The 20,920-nt window shown below is 33.0% G+C and carries 15 protein-coding genes; 4 read left to right on the forward strand and 11 right to left on the reverse strand.

The genetic code is table 11. The features are described 5' to 3' along the window. Positions 1-4: 4 nt before the first annotated feature. The 3 genes from IEV72_RS07195 to kbl all read right to left on the reverse strand — a co-directional run bounded on the left by IEV72_RS07195 (position 5) and on the right by kbl (position 5,508). The gene (locus tag IEV72_RS07195) at positions 5-2,743 is read right to left on the reverse strand and encodes a PD-(D/E)XK nuclease family protein (protein WP_188458419.1); all 2,739 of its coding nucleotides are present in this window, start codon (positions 2,741-2,743) and stop codon (positions 5-7) included. A 109-nt stretch (positions 2,744-2,852) separates the two neighbouring features. Further along, positions 2,853-4,238: an OmpA family protein gene (locus tag IEV72_RS07200; protein WP_188458420.1), complete on the reverse strand. Its 1,386-nt coding sequence runs from the start codon at positions 4,236-4,238 to the stop codon at positions 2,853-2,855. Positions 4,239-4,314: 76 nt separating this feature from the next. After that, the gene (gene kbl / locus IEV72_RS07205) at positions 4,315-5,508 is read right to left on the reverse strand and encodes a glycine C-acetyltransferase (protein WP_188458421.1); all 1,194 of its coding nucleotides are present in this window, start codon (positions 5,506-5,508) and stop codon (positions 4,315-4,317) included. A gap of 135 nt (positions 5,509-5,643) precedes the next feature. Here kbl and IEV72_RS07210 point away from each other — a divergent pair, with 135 nt between their 5' ends. After that, positions 5,644-6,714, forward strand: coding sequence for an alkane 1-monooxygenase (locus tag IEV72_RS07210; RefSeq protein ID WP_188458422.1), 1,071 nt, complete (start codon positions 5,644-5,646; stop codon positions 6,712-6,714). On the opposite strand, the gene IEV72_RS07215 is transcribed toward IEV72_RS07210, so the two are convergent. From IEV72_RS07215 to IEV72_RS07230, 4 genes are all read right to left on the reverse strand, one after another. After that, positions 6,715-6,936, reverse strand: a complete 222-nt coding sequence (locus tag IEV72_RS07215) for a DUF6327 family protein (RefSeq protein WP_188458423.1) — start codon at positions 6,934-6,936, stop codon at positions 6,715-6,717. Between the two features lies 1 nt (position 6,937). Next, positions 6,938-7,300, reverse strand: coding sequence for a phage holin family protein (locus tag IEV72_RS07220; RefSeq protein WP_188458424.1), 363 nt, complete (start codon positions 7,298-7,300; stop codon positions 6,938-6,940). Between the two features lie 4 nt (positions 7,301-7,304). After that, the gene (locus IEV72_RS07225) at positions 7,305-7,655 is read right to left on the reverse strand and encodes a YtxH domain-containing protein (protein WP_188458425.1); all 351 of its coding nucleotides are present in this window, start codon (positions 7,653-7,655) and stop codon (positions 7,305-7,307) included. Between the two features lie 745 nt (positions 7,656-8,400). Further along, positions 8,401-8,640, reverse strand: coding sequence for a DUF2007 domain-containing protein (locus IEV72_RS07230; RefSeq protein WP_188458426.1), 240 nt, complete (start codon positions 8,638-8,640; stop codon positions 8,401-8,403). A 393-nt stretch (positions 8,641-9,033) separates the two neighbouring features. Here IEV72_RS07230 and rnr point away from each other — a divergent pair, with 393 nt between their 5' ends. Then, positions 9,034-11,232 carry a ribonuclease R gene (gene rnr / locus IEV72_RS07235; protein ID WP_188458427.1) on the forward strand — a complete coding sequence of 733 codons (2,199 nt, stop codon included), beginning with the start codon at positions 9,034-9,036 and terminating at the stop codon, positions 11,230-11,232. A 121-nt stretch (positions 11,233-11,353) separates the two neighbouring features. Here the strand turns inward: rnr and IEV72_RS07240 are convergent, their stop codons facing one another. Genes IEV72_RS07240 through IEV72_RS07250 form a run of 3 tightly spaced genes read right to left on the reverse strand, consistent with a single transcriptional unit; the run spans position 11,354 to position 14,398 of the window. Further along, positions 11,354-12,547: a multidrug effflux MFS transporter gene (locus tag IEV72_RS07240; protein ID WP_188458428.1), complete on the reverse strand. Its 1,194-nt coding sequence runs from the start codon at positions 12,545-12,547 to the stop codon at positions 11,354-11,356. Positions 12,548-12,596: 49 nt separating this feature from the next. Then, entirely contained in the window at positions 12,597-12,983 is a 387-nt protein-coding gene (locus tag IEV72_RS07245; protein WP_188458429.1) for a cupin domain-containing protein, read from the reverse strand. Between the two features lie 44 nt (positions 12,984-13,027). Next, complete coding sequence (locus IEV72_RS07250; RefSeq protein ID WP_188458430.1) at positions 13,028-14,398, reverse strand: ATP-binding protein; 1,371 nt, start codon at positions 14,396-14,398, stop codon at positions 13,028-13,030. 207 nt (positions 14,399-14,605) lie between these two features. Here IEV72_RS07250 and IEV72_RS07255 point away from each other — a divergent pair, with 207 nt between their 5' ends. Beyond that, positions 14,606-16,741 (forward strand): metallopeptidase domain-containing protein, encoded by a 2,136-nt coding sequence (locus IEV72_RS07255; protein WP_188458431.1) that lies wholly within the window; start codon positions 14,606-14,608, stop codon positions 16,739-16,741. A 349-nt stretch (positions 16,742-17,090) separates the two neighbouring features. After that, complete coding sequence (locus tag IEV72_RS07260) at positions 17,091-17,993, forward strand: histone deacetylase family protein (protein ID WP_188458432.1); 903 nt, start codon at positions 17,091-17,093, stop codon at positions 17,991-17,993. A gap of 764 nt (positions 17,994-18,757) precedes the next feature. Here IEV72_RS07260 and recQ read toward each other — a convergent pair. Next, positions 18,758-20,536 (reverse strand): DNA helicase RecQ, encoded by a 1,779-nt coding sequence (gene recQ, locus IEV72_RS07265; protein WP_188458433.1) that lies wholly within the window; start codon positions 20,534-20,536, stop codon positions 18,758-18,760. Positions 20,537-20,920: the final 384 nt, after the last annotated feature.

Raw genomic sequence — 20,920 nt, forward strand, 5'->3', positions numbered from 1 at the left:
ACTTTTAAACTTCTTTTTCTGTAAAAGGAATTTCTGGGTTAACAATTTCTTGAATTAATTCACTTAAATGCATTTCAAAATCGTGCATAATTTCATCAGAAATTTCATGTTCTTTTTGATGTCCTTTTCCTGTTTTCTTTCCAAATTTAAGAAATCCTTCATTTAGGTTTTTAAATGAAAAAATTCCGCTTTCCATGGGTTTGTGTTTTGCTTCATTTTTAAACAATAAGCCATAAAATAAAACTTGAAAAGCTTTGCTGTACTTGTAATCTTCAGTAAAATTATCCCATTCGTTTTCTACAACTAATTCATTTTGTTGGACTTTACCGGTTTTGTAATCGATAATTCTAAAAGTGCCGTCCAGCAAATCAACTCGGTCTGCTTTTCCTTTTAAGAAAATTGGAAAGTCTAAGTTTTTCACTTTTAGCGGAATTTTTCTGGTTTCTTCAATACTTATTATTTGAAGCTGATGGTGTTCTATGGATTTCAATTCTTGTTTCAAGAAGCGTTCGCATTGCTGTTTGGCAATTTCAAAAGCAATTAAATTTTTTCCTTTTTTGATAGCCTCTGCATTGTAATGTTTACTAAATTGGTGATGTAATTCGGTTTCATAATTAGCTAAAAAGTCTTCAACATTAGCTTTTGTAAGTTGTTTTCCTTTATAAGGTTCGTATAAAGATTGAAGCGTATCGTGTAAAATATTTCCATACACTCGATAGCTTACTTCTTCTTCAATTTCTTCGGTTTCATTTATTTTTAATACATATCTTTTGTAAAAATCCAATGGATTTCTAATGTAAGTGGTCAATGCTGAAGGTGAAATTCCATTAGCCAATAAAGCTTTCAATTTTTCGATAATTGCAGGTGTTTTCGGAATTTCTTGAAGGCTTTGTAAACTGGCTTTAGTAGAAGCACTCACCACATGATGCTGGTATTGATGTTTGGCTTGTGGAAAAACTTCTAAATGCCGTAAAAAGCGACTTTGCTCGGCTTTTTCCATTCCTGAAGCATCATTATTGTATAACAAATGAATGTTTTTTGCCCGTTGCAATAATCTGAAAAAGTGATAGGCATAAATGGCATCTTTGTCTTTGTACGTAGGTAAATTAAAGGCGATTTTTAAATCGAATGGAATGTAGCTGTTTTCGCTTTTTCCGGAAGGTAAAACGCCTTCGTTAACCGAAGCAATAATGATGTTTTCAAAATCTAAAACTCGGGTTTCTAACATTCCCATTAACTGGATTCCTTCAAAAGGTGAACCTTGAAAATCTAAGGTTTGGTGTGCTAAAATATCTTTATATACATGAAAAAAAGCTTTGTTAGTCTGAATGTAATCTGTGCTTTGCGTTAAGTTTTTGAGTTGCAAAAACAACTTGTGAAAACTGAACACATATTGCAATTGTAAAGCGTTTTCTTGATTGTAATGCTTCAATAACAAACATAAGTCTATGCAATTTTGAAGCAGTTGATTTGAATTATTTTCAGTAGCTTTAAAAATAAGTTGAAGTGCTTTTTGAAAAGCAACATCAGTAGTTTTAAACTTTTGAAAAAAATCTGTTCTACTGATGTTTAAAATATTGTTTTCTACAAAGTAGTTTTTAAGCTGTTTACTTTCCTTTGGAAAAGCCATTTTAAAACTGGGGTGACCGCAAATTTGCAATACATCTTTATAAAATAAATCGGGTTGATTGTGAAAATGAAGTTGCAATATCGATTCAAAGAAACTGGCTAATGGCGTGTATTTTAAAGCCAAACCCATAGTAATATTTACTTGCGAAATGTGTTCTGGAATGGCATTTAAAACAGGTTGTAGTAAAGCTTCATCGGCTAAAACAACAGCGGTTTTTGAATATTCTTCTTTAGGTAATTCGGCTAAAATTTGACCTAACATTTTGGCTTGACCAATTTTTTTAGGAACGGCATAGGTATGAATTTGCTTTGAAGCGGAAAATAAATCGGTACTTGGTTGAATGGTATTTTCTTTGTGTTGATAAAATTTCCATTCCTTTTGGTAATAGCGCAAAAAAGTTGAAGCTGGATGATGCTTATCGGTCAATAAGCTGGCGTCTAAATCCCAAATTACGCTTCCTTTTTCTTCTGCTAATGTTTTTTGAAATAGGATTTGTTCGCTTTGATTAAGTGCGTTAAAACCAACAAAATTTAGCTGTTTGTTGTTTTCATTTAAGTACTGATCGAAATTTTGAACAGCAAGTTTATATGCTAAACCTTGGTAAACTTGTTTTTTCTCGATTAAATTTTGGGTAAGCAAAGTGTATAATTTGGGGAGTATTTTCCAAAATTCCAGGTAATTTTTTACCATACTTGTTGGATTTTCAGCTTTACTCCAATGGTCTATTTCCTTTACGTTGGCCAAGTTTCCAAAAAAATCTTCTGCATCTATTAGATGTCGGTCTATTTCATTAAAATCCTGAATTAAAGTTTGCGACCAATTGTAAACCGTTTCAAAAGATTCTTGTTTATCTTTTGGAAAAACTTCGGTATAAACTGAGTAAAATTCTAAAACAACAGGAAGCGTTTCAATAATTTGAACATCGGCTATTTCAGCTATAAAATCTTCAATACTGTATAAACTGGGAAGAAAAAAGTGGTTTGGATTCTGTTTAACCAATTCCTTTTTAAAAAAATTGACAGCTCTTCTACTCGGAAGAATAAAAATTTGTTCTTGTAAGTTTATACTTCTAGCTAGGCTATCTGCAACATATTCTTCTAAAAAGCTTTTCATACAGTTATTTGGGTTTTGATTGTTAAATCAATATGGAATAAAAATAAAAAATGCCCCTCAATAAAAAGGGGCAATTTTTATAAAATCTGAAAAATAATAAATTGATATATTATTTTACAAGATTGATTTCTACACGTCTATTTTCTTGTCTTCCTTTAGCCGTTTTGTTAGAAGCTACAGGTTTATCTGGACCAAAACCTTTAGAAGTTAATCTATCTTGATCAACACCATGGCTTTGTAAATATTCTTTAACAGCTGCCGCTCTTTCATCTGAAATGCGTTGGTTAATTTTTTTACTACCAGTACTATCGGTGTGTCCTTCAATGATAAATTTTGCTTGTGGATATTCATTTAATTTTGGAATTACTTTGGTATCCAAAATATTTTTAGAATAGTCTGTAATTCTAGATTTACCAGATTCAAAATTAATCACTTTAGCAAATTCGTTTAATTCTTTTTGTACTTCTTCGGTAACTTCTGGACAACCTTCATTTTGAGTATTTCCTGCTACTTCTGGACATAAATCGTCTTTATCTGGAACTCCGTCTCCATCGGCATCTGGCCAAGGACATCCATCATTTTCAGCTGGACCATTTTCATTTAGACATTTATCTAAATTATTCGGAACTCCGTCACCATCGCTATCTGCACAACCATTAAATTCTTTAGTTCCAGCTTCATTAGGACAATCGTCTTCGTGATCTGCTATACCGTCTCCATCTGCATCTGGACAACCATTCATTTCTGGAGAACCAGCAACATCTGGACAATTATCTTCAGCATCTGGAATGCCATCTCCATCAGTATCAGGACAACCGTCAAATTCTTCTAATCCTGGAACTTCTGGACAAAGATCTTTATCGTCAAAAATTCCATCTCCATCAGTATCTTTTCCACCGAAAGCAAATTTGATACCTGCTGTGTGTTGGAATAAATCTAAGTCGCCACCATCAAAAGCTTGTTTATATGAAGTTTCTAAAGTGAAGAAAAGTTTTTCTGTAATTTGAAAATTTAAACCTAAGGTAGAATTAAATGTTGCTGCACCTGAACTATCTAGCCAATAATATCCAACACCTGCTCCTAAATATGGATCGAATCTACCCGCATTAAGCAAACGATTAAAGCTGTACAGTAAATCACCATCTAAGGCTACATAAGATAATTCTGAATCGGGTTCTGTTTTCCCTATTTTAGAAATTCTGTTAAAGTTAAATGCACCTCTAACCGATAAATCTTGACCTACATAGTAGCCTACATTAATAGTAGTCATAGAAGCGATAGCGTTCCAGTGTTCGTCTACATTAAAAAAGTCTTCTAAAAAACTTTCGCTGGACATTTGGTAATCTGGAGCCATTCCTTTGCCTGTTGGATAAAAATCTACTGCATTTGCACCAATAAAAATGGACCATCTGTTATTTTCATTTTGTGCTTGTGTACTTAACGTAAAAGCAAAAAGCATAATAACAGCAATTGCAACTTTGTTTAATTGTTTCATATTTAAATATTTAATTTACAAATTTAATTTTTTTTCAATACTTTAATAATAATTGGTACTTAAAATAGGTATTTAGTTAAATAACATTCATTTTTTTACCAATTTTCACAAATGCTTCAACAGCTTTATCTAAATGTGCTTTGGTATGAGCAGCAGAAAGTTGTACGCGAATTCTTGCTTTTTCTTTTGGAACTACTGGATAGAAAAAACCAATTACGTAGATGCCTTCATCTAAAAGTGCTGCTGCCATTTCTTGAGCTAATTTAGCATCGTATAGCATAACAGGTACAATTGCAGATTCTCCGTCTATAACATCAAAACCAGCATCCATCATGTGTTTTTTAAAATAACTTGTATTTTCTTGAAGTTGATCACGCAAACTCGTATCGTTTTTTAGTAAATCAAAAACTTTAATGGAAGCACCAACAATAGCAGGAGCAAGTGAATTTGAAAATAAATACGGACGTGAACGTTGGCGTAAAAGTTCAATAATTTCTTTTTTAGCCGTGGTGTAACCACCCATAGCACCACCAAGTGCTTTTCCTAAAGTTCCAGTAATAATATCTACTCTACCTAAAACTCCTTTTTCTTCGGGTGTACCAATTCCGGTTTTACCAATAAATCCAGTAGCATGACATTCGTCTATCATCACTAAAGCTTCATATTGATCGGCTAAATCGCAAATTTGATCTAATGGAGCTACTAAACCATCCATAGAAAAAACACCATCGGTTACAATGAGTTTGGTTTTTGCACCATTTTTATCTGCTTCTTGTAGTTGCTTTTCCAAATCTTGCATATCTCCGTTTTGGTAACGGTAACGAGCAGCTTTACATAAACGAACTCCATCAATTATAGAAGCGTGATTTAATGAATCTGAAATAATAGCATCTTCTTTACCTAATAAAGGTTCAAAAATTCCGCCATTTGCATCGAAACAAGCAGCATATAAAATGGTGTCTTCCATTTGATAGAAATCAGCTATTCGAGCTTCTAATTCTTTATGAATATCTTGTGTACCACAGATAAAACGTACACTGGACATTCCAAATCCATGCGAATCTAATGTATCTTTGGCAGCTTGAATTACTTCTGGATGAGAAGACAATCCCAAATAATTATTAGCACAGAAGTTTAAAACCGTTTTATTGTTTACGGTAATTTCTGGACCTTGCGGACTGGTAATGATGCGTTCTTTTTTAAAAAGACCTTGTTCTTCTATTTCGGTCAACTCGTTTTGAAGTTGATTTTTTAATTTTTCTGAATACATATTTTCAATTTTGTTACAAATTTACAAAGTATTGCAGTACAATTACCTTCATTATTATCAATTTAGTTTAAAATTATGGCATAAATTGAAGATGTTGAAAAAATACGTACTTTAGATTTCCAAATAATTCAATTCATGAAACTTTCTGAATTAAAATACTTGTCTGCTTATCTTCTTCCCTTATGTGCTTTTATAGGAATTTGGAAATTGGACCTATTTACATTTTTAACTCCAGTAGTTACGTTTGTTTTAATTCCGATTATTGAATTTTTTACTCCTGAAAACAAAGCTAATTTAGCTGAAAATGAACGTTTAGAAAAAAATAAAAAACTTTTTTTTGATGTCTTATTGTATCTTAATTTGCCTATTGTTTTTGGAATTTTAAGTTATGCTTTCTATACTTTTCAACAACAAGATTTAAGTACTTTTGAAAGTTTTGGACTAATATTTAGCGTGGGAATTATTTTAGGAAGCAACGGAATAAATGTGGCACACGAATTAGGACACAGAGAACATAGAGCTGCAAAATGGACAGCTAAATTATTATTGCTTCCTTCGTTTTATGCCCATTTTACATTGGAACATAATTATGGTCATCACATGCATGTTTCTACTCCAAAAGATCCTGCAACAGCAAGATATAAAGAAAGTTTATACGCATTTTGGTTTCGATCTACTTTTAGGCAATATGTAAATGCGTGGAAGCTTCAAATGAAGTTAATTAAGATGAATTCAATTTCATTTGTTTCCATTAAAAATGAAATGTTAGTCAATACATTTCTTCAACTTACTTATATACTAATTGTTTATTTTTTATTTGGTTTCATAATTGGTTTATATGCTATTTTTATGGGAATAATTGGTTTTTTACTTTTAGAAAGCATCAATTATATTGAACATTATGGTTTGCTGAGAGAAAAACGAAAAAGCGGTAGATTTTATCCGGTAAAAGAAATTCACTCTTGGAATTCCAATCATTTATTAGGTAGAATTTTATTGTATGAATTAACCCGGCATAGCGATCACCATTATCGGGCTTCAAAAAAATATCAAATTTTAGATTATTACGAAAGTAGTCCAGAATTGCCTTATGGTTATCCAACTTCTATTGTATTGGCTTTAATTCCTAATTTATGGTTCAAGGTAATGAATAAAAAAATTCCTTCGGAAATGAAGGAATTTTATAAGTTGTATTATTCAAAATAACTAGCGTTTTAGACCTAATTTTTTTACCAATTTTTCTATAACTTGTTTGTAAAAATAACGCTTTCCGAGACTTGCTAGAAGCTCAGATAAGATATTGGTTATTTTTAAATCAGATTTCAAGTAGGCCACATCTATAGAAGCTTTTTGTTTAGCAATCTGATTTCTTAACCTGAGTAACTTCAAGTCTTTATCAATTTCATTGAAAGAAGTATATTTTTTCATATTATTCTTCTTCTGTAGTTAAGTCTTTAAAAATTTCAGCAAAAAAGGAAAGCACAATTTTATCGATTAATTTTTTGCCATTCGTTAAAATGAATAACATAATGATTAGATTAAGTAATGCCATGCAGAAAAAACCTAAATAAATATTATCAAGTAAGTTTCCTATGAGTAAGGCAAGACCAATTAACAAAAACGCAAAAAACAATAAGAAAATTCCTGTAAAAGCTAAAAAACGAAGCAACGCTGAAACTGCCTTAGCAGATTTCTTAAATGCATCTAACTTGTAATAGTCAATTAAACTTTCTATGTATTCTTGCGTATCTGCCGATAAATCATCTACATGCTGATTAAATTTTTTGGGCATTTAATTATTTTTTAGCCGACTTTAAGTCTTTCATCAATTCGCTATTTTTCTTTTTCAATTCGGCAAGTTCATTTTCTAAAGAAGTTAGGAGTTCATCAGATTTAGATTGAGCTTTAGAAAAAGTAGACTCAAATTTAGATTCTAATTGAGATTTAGCTGATTCTGCAAACTCACTAAGCTGAGAAGATGTTTCATCATATTTGTCTTCTAATGCTTTTCTCGCGTTTTTAGCTTCTTTTTTAAGTTGCTTGCGGGTTTTCTCTCCGCTTTGCGGCGCATACAATAAACCTAAACCTGCTCCTACAACAGCTCCAGTTACTAATGCAATTAAAGTATTTCCAGTATTATTAGACATTTTATAAATATTTTAAATTATATCTTCAAATGTAAGAGTTTTACTAGCTTTTTTCTGTTAATACAGGGTTAAGATATGTTTTACCTATTCATTTTTAAAAATTGTTTAGCAAAAAATAAAAAATATTGGTATTCATTTTTCTTCTAGATAAATTTTACTATCAACTTAAATTGATCATTACAATTTTTAAAATAATATTTCTAAAATTAATTGAATATTATGGAATAGCACCGTGTTGAAAAATCAAGTACTTTAAGTTAGTAAACTCATTACCAAAACCTTAATTTAATATTAAGCGAATGTTAATAGTATATTGTAAAATATTGATATTTAATACACTAACTATTAACAATTATGTGAATAAAAAGTAATTTAAAAAGGAATAAAATATTTTTAAATCTCGATTAAATTTCCTGATAGAAAAATTTTCGATTTAAGACTTATTTTCTATGCTGTATTTTAAAATAAGTTTTCAGCAGAAAAATCTAACTTATCAACATGTTTTGTATCTAAAAAGAATAAACTTTTTAATGTTAGTGATCTTATTAATACCTGTGGATAAGATTTCTTTTAAATATGTATTTCAAGTATTTAGTCTTTTAAGAATATGTTGATAAAGTAATAGTGCTATAAATTCCAAATTTTAAACTAACTTTTTATCTACCAAATTCACAAACTAATAATAAGTCTATTTAATATTTTAATTTAAAAAAAAGAAAAAATTATAATTAATAAATGTGAATAACTAAACTGTTCGAAGATTTTCTCTGGTTTTAAAATCATCAATTATTTGATGTGCTTCTTCTAAATCTTCTGGATGCACTTTTAAAATTATTCCACCAACAGCATTTGAATAAAAAGGCATTACGCCTAAAACTGTTTCATTTTGAAAGAAAAATCGTATCTCTGCTTGTTCTAGTAGTAATTGAAGAATTGCGTATTCGTGTTGATAATTAAACACTGCAACTTTTATGAAGCCATTCATTTGCCTAAATTTAGAAAATAAATGTAAACAAAAATAAATGATTTAAATGTCAAAATTAACTAATGCAACTGGATCTTTAGCTGGCGTAAGGTTTTCTGAAACCGTATTGTTTAAAAATACTTTTAAATAAATAAAAACAGCAAGCACCCCTATTACTAAGATGATGAAAAAAAGTAAAATTATTTTTCTGGGATACGGCATGACCAAATCTATAAAAATTAAGTAATTTTTAACTAAAATATATAATTTTACTTAAATAAATGCAAAATTATGCATTATTTTTAAGTTATGAATACATTATAATTTGGCAGTTCATGCTTAACAAAGATTTATTCATCCAAAAAATTCATTCATTTTATAAATAGTACCTTTGAAGTGAATTATAAATAGCATATGAGTAAAAAGAAAAAATCTAAAAATGCGGTAAACTATGATAATCTTACCCAAGATATCCTCTCCATTTTTAGAGCAAACGAAGACAAAACCTTCAATTACAAAGACATAACCCAACGTTTAGAAATTACCGATACCAACAACCGTAACCGCGTAATTAGAACCTTAGCTCAACAAACTGCAAAAGGAAAATTAGATCAAGTTAGCCAAGGAAAATACCAATTGAATGGAACATCTGATTATTATGAAGGTGTGATAGACATGACTAGCAGAGGCGATGCTTATGTGATGGTTGAAGGTCTAGAACACGATATTTTAATACGCAACAAAAACTTGAATAAAGCTTTTCACAAAGATATTGTTCAAGTCTACGTTTTTAAAGAGCGAAGAAACAGTAATTCTGAAGGGGAAGTCACCAAAATCGTAGAACGCCATAAAAACAAATTTGTAGGGGTTTTACAAAAGCAGAAAAGCTTTGGTTTTGTGGTAGTACAAGACCCAAAAATGTATACTGATATTTTTGTAGCGGGAGACAACTTCAATGGTGCAGAAGATGGAGAAATGGTTTTGGTTTCCTTAGAAGATTGGAACAAAAAAGACGATTCTCCACGTGGAAAAGTTTTACAAGTTTTAGGAATACCTGGCGAACACCAAACTGAAATTCATGCTATTTTAGCACAATATGGTTTACCTGAGCAATTTCCAAAGGAAGTAGAAGAATTTGCAGACCAATTGGATACTTCTATTACCCAAGAAGAAATTAAAAAGCGAAAAGACTTACGAGACGTGCTCACTTTCACTATCGATCCTGCGGATGCCAAGGATTTTGATGATGCCTTGAGTTTTCAAGTTTTAGACAACGGAAATTATGAAATTGGTATTCATATCGCAGATGTTTCGCATTATCTGGAAGAAGGAAGTATTTTAGACCAAGAAGCTTACAACCGCGCTACTTCCATTTATTTGGTAGATCGTGTAGTACCAATGCTACCCGAAGTACTTTCTAATGCAGCTTGTTCCCTAAGACCTAACGAAGAAAAATACACTTTTTCGGCGGTTTTTGAACTCACCAAACAAGCCAAAGTCATTAACCAATGGTTTGGTAGAACGGTCACTTATTCAGATGCTCGATTTGCCTATGAAGAAGCGCAGTTTATTTTAGACACCGAAGACGTGGTAATCGATGAAAGTGTTTCCTTAACAGGCGAAAGTTATTCAGTTCAACCTGAAATTAAAGATGCTATTTTAGAAATGAATAGAATGGCGAAAATCATGCGAGCTCAACGAATGAAGAACGGAGCCATTTCATTTGATAAACAAGAAGTAAAATTCAATTTAAACGAAGACAACAGTCCAGAAGGAGTGTACTTTAAAACAGCGAAAGATGCCAATAAATTAATTGAAGAATTCATGTTGTTGGCCAATAAAAAAGTAGCCGAATTTATAGGAAAACAGAAACCAAAAAAGACTTTTGTATACCGCTGCCACGACGAACCCAATCCAGAAAAATTACAAGCGCTTAGTACAGTAGTAAGTAAATTTGGATACAAAACTGATTTTAAAGATCGAAAAAGTATTGTTTCTTCTCTAAACAAATTATTGAGCGATGTTGAAGGCAAAGGCGAACAAAATTTAATCGATACCTTAACCATCCGAACCATGGCAAAAGCCTATTATTCAACTGAAAATATTGGACATTACGGATTGGCATTTGATCATTATTCGCATTTTACTTCACCGATTAGAAGGTATCCCGATGTCATGGTACATCGCCTATTACAACATTATTTAGATGGAAATTCTTCTGCAAACGCTGAAGAATTTGAAGAGCGTTGTAAGCATTCTTCCAATATGGAAAGTTTAGCCACTAACGCAGAACGGGATTCGATTAAATACATGCAAGTAAAATACATGCAGCAATACGAAAATGAGCGTTTCTTAGGCGTAATTTCTGGCGTAACCGATTTTGGTATGTTTGTAGAATTAGTTGAAAACCGTTGCGAAGGAATGGTAAGAGTACGCGATATGAAAGGCGACCATTTTCAATTTGATCAAGAAAACTATGCCATTGTAGGAAAACGAACCAAAACATCCTACCAACTAGGAGATGAAGTTTGGGTAGAAGTTAAAAAAGCAGATTTAATTAAAAGAAACTTAGATTTTGAATTGATTGGTGGGAAGGATGAAGTAGTTGAATAGTCAAGTTTTTTAGTTTCATTTTCATTAATAAAAATATATTCAAATTTTAAACAAAGTCTTGGAAAATTAAATGAGACAAGTCTTTTTTGAATATTTATTATAGAAATTTCTATTGATGGTTTTACCTGCTGCGTTTTACATAGATTAATATTCCTATTGAAAAAGTTGAACAAACCAAGAACCCTATAAAAACGGGCAAAACCGAATTGGAAACAAAGCGACCTATAAAAACACTTAACACAACTGCTAATAAAGTAGAAATAAATCCGGTAATAGCCGCTGCGATTCCTGCAATATGTCCTACAGGTTGCATTGCCAAGGCACGAAGATTTCCAAAGAGAAATCCAATAGAAAAAAATTGAAGCGAAAAGAAAATCAACAGTAAAAAAAGTGGTGGATTGGAACCGTTCATAAAAAGAACTACATATAAAACAGATACACCAAAAAAGCCAAATAGAGAAGTTGTTATTATTTTCTCCATTCCGTATTTTAAAACTAAGGTTCCGTTTAAAAATATAGCCGATCCAATAGCGATGGATAAACCTGCAAAAATGAGCGGAAACGCATCTTCTAATCCATATTGTAACTGAAAAATTTGCTGTGAAGCGCTCAAATATACAAAAAATGAACCCACCACAAAACCAGAAATAATTGTGTAGCCCATGGTTGTTTTATAGCGAATGACTTCTTGAAAACCAGTTTTAAAAACCTGAATTGAAAAGCGAACTCGTTTTTCTGTGGGCAGTGTTTCAGGTTGGCGTTTCCAAAACCATAGCATAACCACTAAGCTGATAAGTACTTGCACATAAAAAATTCCTTGCCAGTTGTAGGTATCTAAAATCAATTGTCCTAAAGCAGGAGCTATAACTGGCACTAAAATAAAAACTACGGTTACAAAAGACATGATGCGCGCCATATAATCTCCACTAAACAAATCTCTTATAATGGCGATAGCAATTGTTCTGGGAGCCGAAAGACCAATGCCTTGCAACACTCGGCCTATAATCATTATCGTAAGACTTTCAGCTGAAACACAAATTAAACTTGCTACTAAAAAAAGTCCAAATCCAGCATAAACTACAGGTTTACGACCAGTAGCATCAGAAATAGGTCCAAAAAATAAAGGGCCAATGCCTAAACCCAAAAACATCATGGTAATTAGCAATTGGTTATCAACTACATTTTCGGTATCAATAGCAATACCAATAATATCTAAGGCAGGCAATACAGCATCAATAGCCAAAGCCACCACAGACATTAATGCCGCCATTAAAGCCACAAATTCTAATTGAGAATTTTTTGTTTTATTTTTCACGCGGCAAAGGTAGTTCTAAATACAATAGAATTTTAAAACAAAGAAATCCTTATTTAGGTTCCACAATCAAAAAAACGGCTGTACTATCGCCAATATTCAAAACTTCATGCCATTCTACTTTTTCATTATAGAAATCGTAACCTGTTGGAATTTCTACTTCTCTTATTCCTTTAGCATCGGTAATTCTAAATTTTCCACCAGCAAGCGTATATCCATAATGTGTTGCATGAAAATGCTTTTCGTGTCCAACGCCAGGCGGAAAACTGCATTTTAATGTTCGTACATTTTCATTATCAACTAGCACTTCACAAACTTGTTTACCTTTCCAACCGGCTTCTAAAGGATCGGGTAGGTGGTTTTGGTTTTGACAAGAGCTGATTACTGAGAGAAATACGATTGAAAATAAATAGATAAATGGTAGTTTATAAAAGTGCATAGATTAGAATAATAAATTAAACATGTTTTAAGTGATGAAAAATTTTAAAGTGTAGTAGGTTTTACTTTTTTGATAAAATATGTAATATAACTATCTAAATAAGTTCCTAAATAGTAGGGAAGATTCATTAGGTAGAAACTTTTTCCACTTCGAGTTTCTGCTTCTTCAATTGAAAACTTTCCACCGTAAATACGTACCACGTACTGATGATTAGCTTGATCTATAAATTGATGGAGTGATCTTAAAGTTCCTTTTGCGCCCGATTTAATTTCAATAGGAATAAGTAAATCTTCATATACACGAACCAAATCTACTTCTGCGCTGGATTGTCTTTTTTCTCGTACCCAAAAATTGGGTTTCGCATAACTAATATCTTCTTGAGAAATCAATTCTTGCGTAATTAAGTGGGGAATCAAAGCACCACGGTAGGCATTGCTTAAATCTTCCAATTTTAAAAGCTGAGCTTGAATTTGCATACTGTAATTTACAATTCCAGTGTCTAAAAATTGAAGTCTCGGTTTTTTTGCAAAATCGGTTTGAATAGGGGGAGTTAGACTTGTAGTAGGATAGATTAATTGTATCACTTTAGCTTCATCTAGATTTCGAAATGCTTCGGAAACTTCCCTTGATTTATAGTTTGATTTTCCAAAATTTTGAAACGTAACACGTTCATCTAAATAGGTTGTTGCTACGTTCATAATATGCTTGATAACCTTAGCTTCACTAGCATTTTTTGCATACTTTTCAACATCACTTTTATACGTTGCCCAAATGCTTTCGTACGTACTTTTCAAAACAGAAATACGTTCTTCTGCTACATATAATTTTACAATTTCAGGCATTCCACCAATAATTGCATATTTATGAAACCACGCTAATGCAATTTGATGTGTTACTTCATCAACCGGAATAGTGGCTAGTCTTTTTAACAAGGCATTTTGCTGGTTGGCCAATAAAAACTCTTGAAAGTTTAACGGAAATAAATATAAATATTGAACTCTGCCTACCGGAAAATTTTTGACATCACTCAAAGTATGTTCCAATAAAGAACCTGCCGCAATTACATGTAAATCTGAAACATCTTCGTAAAAATACCTAAGCATCGACATAGCTTCAGTTGATTCTTGGATTTCATCGATAAACAACAATGTTTTATCTATTTTTTTGATGTCTTTATTCTTAGAAAGAAAAATAGCATCGAGAAGCGCATCTATTTCAGTATAAGATTTAAAAAGTTGTATATCGCTTCCTTTTTCTAGGTTTAGATATATAAATTGAGTATAGTTTTCTGCAAAATTTTTAACCAATGTAGTTTTTCCTACTTGTCTCGCCCCTCTTAAAACCAAAGGTTTTCTATTAGCGCTTGATTTCCATGATTTTAAAGCTTCTATTTTTAGTCTATTAATGTATTTCATCAGTTAATTTGTAACAAAGTAAGGGTAAAAATACTAAATTTATGTAACAAAGTAAGGGTAAATTTAGCAAAATTATGTAACAGAGTAAGGGTAAATATTTCATATTCTTGTAACATAGTAAGGGTAAAATACAACCGAATGCAGTTTCTATAAAAGCTGTATCTTTCCCTTATGAAATTTCTATATTGCTCAATACTTCTTTTTATAATGGCTTGTGCTACTAGCCAAGATGTTTCAGTTGAAGCCAAAAACAATTCCACTTCAATAAGCAATAGAAAAGCTCCCAATTCCACTTTTGGTAAGTATTTTACGCCTCAAGGCGATTTGCGTGCTTTGGTGGTTTATGTCAATTTTGAAGAAGAATCTCTAGACCCAAAAATTCATAACGATTTACCGCATTGGCCAATTGATAGTGAATTTCCTGTTCATTATGGAAAATCGGTAATCGATGAGAATCAAGAATTAAGTTGGGGTTATCAACACCCAGAACAATTTAAAAATATTGATGTTACCGATTTATCTACTTTCGAAAATCTTTCTGCTTACTATTATACTATGTCTTCAGGGAAATTCAGAATGTATTTTGAAACCTTAAAACATCCTGAAACAGATGAAGCTATCAGTATAAAAATTAGTCCTGAAGGAATTCCGGCTTCTGCAGCTGGAAGAAACGAGCTCAATAAAAGGGTATTCGAAAAAATAAGAGCAATTTATCCTGAAAACTACGATTGGTCACGTTTCGATTCTCGGAAAAATCAACCCAATTACAAAGAAGACCTTTCGGTTAAAGGAACAACTTCAACTTATGAAGACCATCATTTGGATTTTGTTATCTTGTTGTTAAGGAATTCAAATGTATGGAAACCACATCCTAATGGAAGTGAAAACGGAGTAGGTTGGCGAAAAGCCATTATGGGAACTGGAGCTAGAAATGAAATTATAGCTTACCAAAACGAACAACCCGTTTATGTTGGAAATGAAGGTGTTCGAATTTTCCTTACCCAACGCAATTTATTTCAAAATCACGAATTACTTATTCATGAAATTGCCCATGGAATGATTAGCATGCCGCACATCAATACGTCCAATCGTGCCGAAGGAAACTACTTATTTTACAATTACGGTTGGGGAATGATGGATACTTATTCAGATTTGTTTGGCACGGCAAATGCTTGGGAACGTTGGTATGCCGGCTGGACGGAAATCACACACGATATTACACCCACCGATGAAGAAATAATTGTAGAATTAGCCGATTTTCTAGCCAAAGACCAAAGTGTTCGCATTCAATTACCACAAGTAAAAGATGAATTTTTATGGTTAGAACACAGAAAAGATACCAATCAAATCTATTATCAACGTCCGTTGCGCAGAAAAGATCGATATGGCAAACCACATCCCAATCATCAACCTGGATTGTATGCTTTTCTAGAAAAAATGGCTCCATCTCGAAACTCCACTTTTAGCACTAACACACAAGGCACAAATGGTATGAAAGTTTTGTACGGAAAAGGCAATTACGATTATACTTTACAAGGTTTTGAAAAACGCTATTACGCATGGGATAACGAAGTTTTACAAGTAAAAAATGAAGGTGAAAATGCTTATGCTGGCCATCATGAAGGCATGCTTTTTCGATATGATTTTAATGAAAATGGAAAAATAGAACACAAAACCAACTCCAACGGTGCAGGAAGTTCATACACCGATACGCAAGGTATTTTTGAAATTGATGGAAAAAAAGGATTTCCATTTTATATGTTCAATACTCCAATTCAACTCACTAAAATTAGTGCTTTTACCAACCCTGCCATCACTAATTTTCAAGAAATGGATTGGAAAAACAACGAGTTAGCCCCCGTAATTTTACACAGTTTAAGTGTAGAACAACAAAAATTACCCAACGGAAACCTTCAATTGAAAATCGATTATCAAGACGGTATAATCGAAAATGATTTTAGAATGGCGGGACCGATTGTTTTGCCTAAAGGTGAAGTAGTTCAGTTAGCCAAAAACAAAGAGCTAACGCTGAATAAAAGCAAAACCATCAATCGAGTTCGAGAAGAAAATGGCAGTTTTATAGCCAATTCCTACCTTCAAATTGAAGGAGAACTGATTTTAAATGAAAATTCAGTTTTTATCATCGATGAAAAAAGTAAAGTTTCATTTGAAACCAACAGCAAATTGACCTTGAAAAAAGGAGCAAAAATTATGCTCTTAAATGAAGCAAAGTTGATTTTTGATGAAGCCACTCAACTGGATATTCATTCTAGTGCAATAATACGAGTTGATAATTCGATTATGGAAGCTGCTCATTTTCCAAAAAAACAGATACAAGAGTAAAAGAATTGGCCTACAAAATCATAGTAAAAAAAAGATGTCAGGGCTCCGCCCCCTTTAATTTCGGATATCTGTTTTAGTTATGAATATATTAGGGCTAACGCCCCAGACTATTTTCTTCAATTTTTTTATAACTAAGTAGTAAGTTTTTAATAAATATTATTGGGGGCAGCGCCCTGTAATTTTATGTTTTGGTGCTAGGTTTATAATTTTTGTTTAGCAAAGTTTCAAACTTCGCTGAGCTGATACTCGCTTTTTCGAAACCTTGGTCACGTCATTTTATCAAAATTTTACAAAAGCTTATGACTATCAGTTGAAGCATTTCAACTTAATTTGAAGCAGAATTATTTTCATGCTTAAAATCGCTTTTCATCCTATTTACAAACATCCTTTACCCGAAGGACATCGTTTTCCTATGGAAAAATACGATTTACTTCCCAAGCAACTGCTCTATGAAGGAACTTGTACGGAAGCGAATTTTTTTGAACCTGAAATTCCTTCAGATGAATTCATTTTAAAAGCACACGATAAACAGTATGTTAAGGATTTGTACAACCTAAACATCGAACCCAGAGCTGCAAGAAAAATTGGTTTTCCACTTTCTGATGTGTTGGTAAACCGCGAACGCATGATTACTGACGGCACGATTAAAGCTTGCGATTTTGCTTTAAAAAATGGAATTGCGATGAACATTGCTGGCGGAACACATCATGCTTATTCCAATCGTGGTGAAGCTTTTTGTATGCTGAATGACCAAGCGGTGGGTGCACATTATTTATTAAGCAAAGCCGAAATCAACAAAATTCTTATTGTCGATTTAGACGTGCACCAAGGTAACGGAACGGCTGAAATTTTTAAGGATGATGATCGGGTTTTTACTTTTTCTATGCACGGAAAATCGAATTATCCATTCAAAAAGGAAACATCTAACTTAGATATTGCCTTACCAAATAATTGTGATGATGCTACTTTTTTAAATGAATTAAAAAATACACTTCCCAGATTGTTAGATGAAGTTCAACCTGACTTTATTTTTTATTTATGCGGAGTAGATATTTTGGCTTCCGATAAACTTGGAAAATTAGGTTGTACCAAAGAAGGCTGTAAAGAACGCGATCGCTACGTTTTACAAACTTGTTTTGAAAACAATATTCCTGTGGAATGCAGTATGGGTGGCGGTTATTCAAAAGATATAAAAATCATAATCGATGCGCATGCCAATACGTTTCGATTGGGGCAACATATCTTTTTTTAGAAAATTTAGACTCCACGGATTTTAAAACTGCTCGGATTTCAAATCCGAGTTATCTTGTTACTGTTTGATGTTCGAGCCCTTCGTCTGGGCTCAGGACAAGCTAAGTCGAGCACTACTTACACTTCGAGACTTCTGCATGGCTCAGTGTTTAAATAAGAATAAATGATTTCATTTTGATTCACAAACCAACTATTGTTTAGTTACCGCAGAGACGCAAAGTACACAGAGAGATTTTCAAATTGTTTCAAATCCGATTTATCTCGTTACTTGTTTGATGTTCGAGCCCTTCGTCTGGGCTCAGGACAAGCTAAGTCGAGCACTACTTACACTTCGAGACTTCGGCCTGGCTCAGTGTTTAAATAAGAATAAATGATTTCATTTTGACTCACAAACCAACTATTGTTTAGTTACCGCAGAGACGCAAAGTACACAGAGAGATTTTCAAATTGTTTCATTTTCAAATTAACACATTGTTTCAAATCCGAGTTATCTTGTTACTGTTTGATGTTCGAGCCCTTCGTCTGGGCTCAGGACAAGCTAAGTCGAGCACTACTTACAACTCGAGACATGGAATTCGCGCTAAGCGCGCAAAGTTTTTTCGCAAAGTACACAGAGAAAGGTTTGATTTTTTACCTGGATAATCTAACACCATTTGCCTTTCGGCATTTCCTTCTACTCTAGGTAAAGCTATATAATCTGAACAAGATAGTTCTCGACTTCGCTCGAACTTAAAACATTTTAAAACTCTTAAATTAGAATATTCTTTAGTCTTTCAAAAATTCTTCGATGGCTTGTAAAAAGCGTTCTCCGTATTTTTCATTTTTTGCTTCTCCTACGCCGCTGACTTCCAGAAATTCGCTTTCGGTTTTGGGTAAACGTTTTTCCATGTCTCGTAAAGCTGCATCGCTGAATACCACATAAGCAGGAACATTTTCTTCTTTTGCAATGCTTAGTCGGAGTTGCTTTAAGCTATCAAATAAACCTTCTGTTTCAGCTTGGTTTACAGTTTCTTTTGCTACTGATTTTACCTTGGTTTGTAAAGTAGCCAACTTCACTTTTTTGCCATTAAACAAAATTTCTTTAGCTAATGGAGTGAGTAACAATCGTCCCTTTTCATGAAAACGGATTTCTAAAACACCTTGATTTATCAATTGAATAACATATTGTTGTACATCTAACCAAGCTACATCTTTTGCAACTCCATAAGTTTTAATTTTTTGATAGGCTTTACTAAACACTTGCGCATTTTTAGAACCACGCAACACATCGACTACCATATTGATAGGTTCTTGTTCTTTTAATCGATACACCGCCGAGCAGATTTTTTGAGCTAAAATAGTTCCATCGAAAAATTGTGGTGGTGTTTTGCAATTATCGCAGTTGCCACAGTCTTCAGCAACATGTTCTCCAAAGTAATTTAGCAATGCAATTCGTCTACAACTTAAGGCTTCTGAATATTGTTGCATACGATCTAATTTAGCCAGTTGAAATTCTTGATTTGGTGAATCTTCTGTAAATTGACGTAGCTGAATTACATCTGCAAAACTGTAAAACAACAAGGTATTGGAAGGAAGTCCGTCACGCCCACTTCTTCCGATTTCTTGGTAGTAACCTTCAATATTTTTAGGCATGTTGTAATGAATAACCCAACGCACATTGCTCTTATCGATGCCCATTCCAAAAGCGATGGTCGCTACGATAATCGGTGTTCGATCGTTCACAAAATCATCTTGAATTTCACTTCGCTTTTCTGAACTTAATCCAGCATGATAAGCTTGTGCTTCAAAGCCTTTTTCTACCAGTTTTTGAGCAATTTTTTCGGTATTTTTTCTACTCAAGCAATAAATAATTCCACTTTCTTCTTTTTTGTTTTTTAGGAATTTTAAAATTTGTGGTAAACGTTGGGTTCCTGGTCGAACTTCTAAAAACAGATTTTTCCGATCGAAGGAAGCCAAGTGTTTTTTCGCTGATGGAATTTGTAATTGTTGTGCAATATCGTCTTGTGTAGCCACATCTGCCGTAGCGGTAAATGCGGCAACAGGAATTTTAGGAAATTGCTTTTTGAGCTTTCCTAATTGGGTGTAAGCTGGTCTAAAATCATGTCCCCAAGCCGAAATACAATGCGCTTCGTCTATGGCAAAAAGGCAAATGTGTTCTTCTTTTAAATTGGGTAAAAGTAAATTCAAACTTTCGGGTGCTACATACAGCAGTTTTATTTTTTGATTGTACAATTGTTCAATTACTTCATTTTGAAGACTTGCACTTTGTGAACTGTTATAAAATGCAGCTGAAATTCCGTTGGCTTGTAGTGCATCTACTTGGTCTTTCATTAAAGCGATAAGCGGAGAAACCACAATAGCTGTGCCTTGCATCATTAAAGCCGGAAGTTGAAAACAAAGCGATTTCCCACCGCCGGTTGGCATGATGGCCAAAAGGTCTTTTTTAGCTAGTAAATCGTTTACAATGGCTTCTTGGTTTGGACGAAACGTATCGAAACCGAAGTGTTTTTTTAAAAGTGTTGTTTTGTTAGCTATGGCAGACATAGTTTGAAAATCTATTTGAGCTACAATATAAAATTTATTATTAAATCGATTGGTTTTTAAATCTGAGTTCTAGAAGTTGTTGAGTTAGAATTTTGTTATTATTGACTGCTCGGATTTTAAATCCGAGCTATCGCATTACAATCAAATTAGTGAGTTGACACCCTTTGCCTTTCGGCATTTCCCTCAAGGGAAAGGTTTTTTAAATTAACACATTAATATATTTTCCACATTAAATTTTTCACTCAAAGCTGTCTGCCCTTAAAGTCAGGGCTGCTAAGCCGCAAAGTTCAGTAATGTTTTCAGATTCTCTTATTTCTCACTTCTCATCTCTCACTTTTTTTTAATCTTCAAATTAACACCTACTCTAGACTGCTCGGATTTAAA

The organism is Psychroflexus planctonicus (assembly GCF_014640195.1).
GTDB lineage: Bacteria > Bacteroidota > Bacteroidia > Flavobacteriales > Flavobacteriaceae > Psychroflexus > Psychroflexus planctonicus.

Bases quoted from the DNA above. Each gene is read 5' to 3' on its own strand.
- IEV72_RS07225 (WP_188458425.1), bottom strand. From the start codon at position 7,655: ATGTCTAATAATACTGGAAATACTTTAATTGCATTAGTAACTGGAGCT.
- IEV72_RS07255 (WP_188458431.1), top strand. From the start codon at position 14,606: ATGGCTTGTGCTACTAGCCAAGATGTTTCAGTTGAAGCCAAAAACAAT.
- IEV72_RS07195 (WP_188458419.1), bottom strand. From the start codon at position 2,743: ATGAAAAGCTTTTTAGAAGAATATGTTGCAGATAGCCTAGCTAGAAGT.
- kbl (WP_188458421.1), bottom strand. From the start codon at position 5,508: ATGTATTCAGAAAAATTAAAAAATCAACTTCAAAACGAGTTGACCGAA.
- IEV72_RS07245 (WP_188458429.1), bottom strand. From the start codon at position 12,983: ATGCACTTTTATAAACTACCATTTATCTATTTATTTTCAATCGTATTT.
- IEV72_RS07200 (WP_188458420.1), bottom strand. From the start codon at position 4,238: ATGAAACAATTAAACAAAGTTGCAATTGCTGTTATTATGCTTTTTGCT.
- IEV72_RS07260 (WP_188458432.1), top strand. From the start codon at position 17,091: ATGCTTAAAATCGCTTTTCATCCTATTTACAAACATCCTTTACCCGAA.
- rnr (WP_188458427.1), top strand. From the start codon at position 9,034: ATGAGTAAAAAGAAAAAATCTAAAAATGCGGTAAACTATGATAATCTT.
- IEV72_RS07230 (WP_188458426.1), bottom strand. From the start codon at position 8,640: ATGAATGGCTTCATAAAAGTTGCAGTGTTTAATTATCAACACGAATAC.
- IEV72_RS07250 (WP_188458430.1), bottom strand. From the start codon at position 14,398: ATGAAATACATTAATAGACTAAAAATAGAAGCTTTAAAATCATGGAAA.
- IEV72_RS07210 (WP_188458422.1), top strand. From the start codon at position 5,644: ATGAAACTTTCTGAATTAAAATACTTGTCTGCTTATCTTCTTCCCTTA.
- IEV72_RS07220 (WP_188458424.1), bottom strand. From the start codon at position 7,300: ATGCCCAAAAAATTTAATCAGCATGTAGATGATTTATCGGCAGATACG.
- recQ (WP_188458433.1), bottom strand. From the start codon at position 20,536: ATGTCTGCCATAGCTAACAAAACAACACTTTTAAAAAAACACTTCGGT.
- IEV72_RS07215 (WP_188458423.1), bottom strand. From the start codon at position 6,936: ATGAAAAAATATACTTCTTTCAATGAAATTGATAAAGACTTGAAGTTA.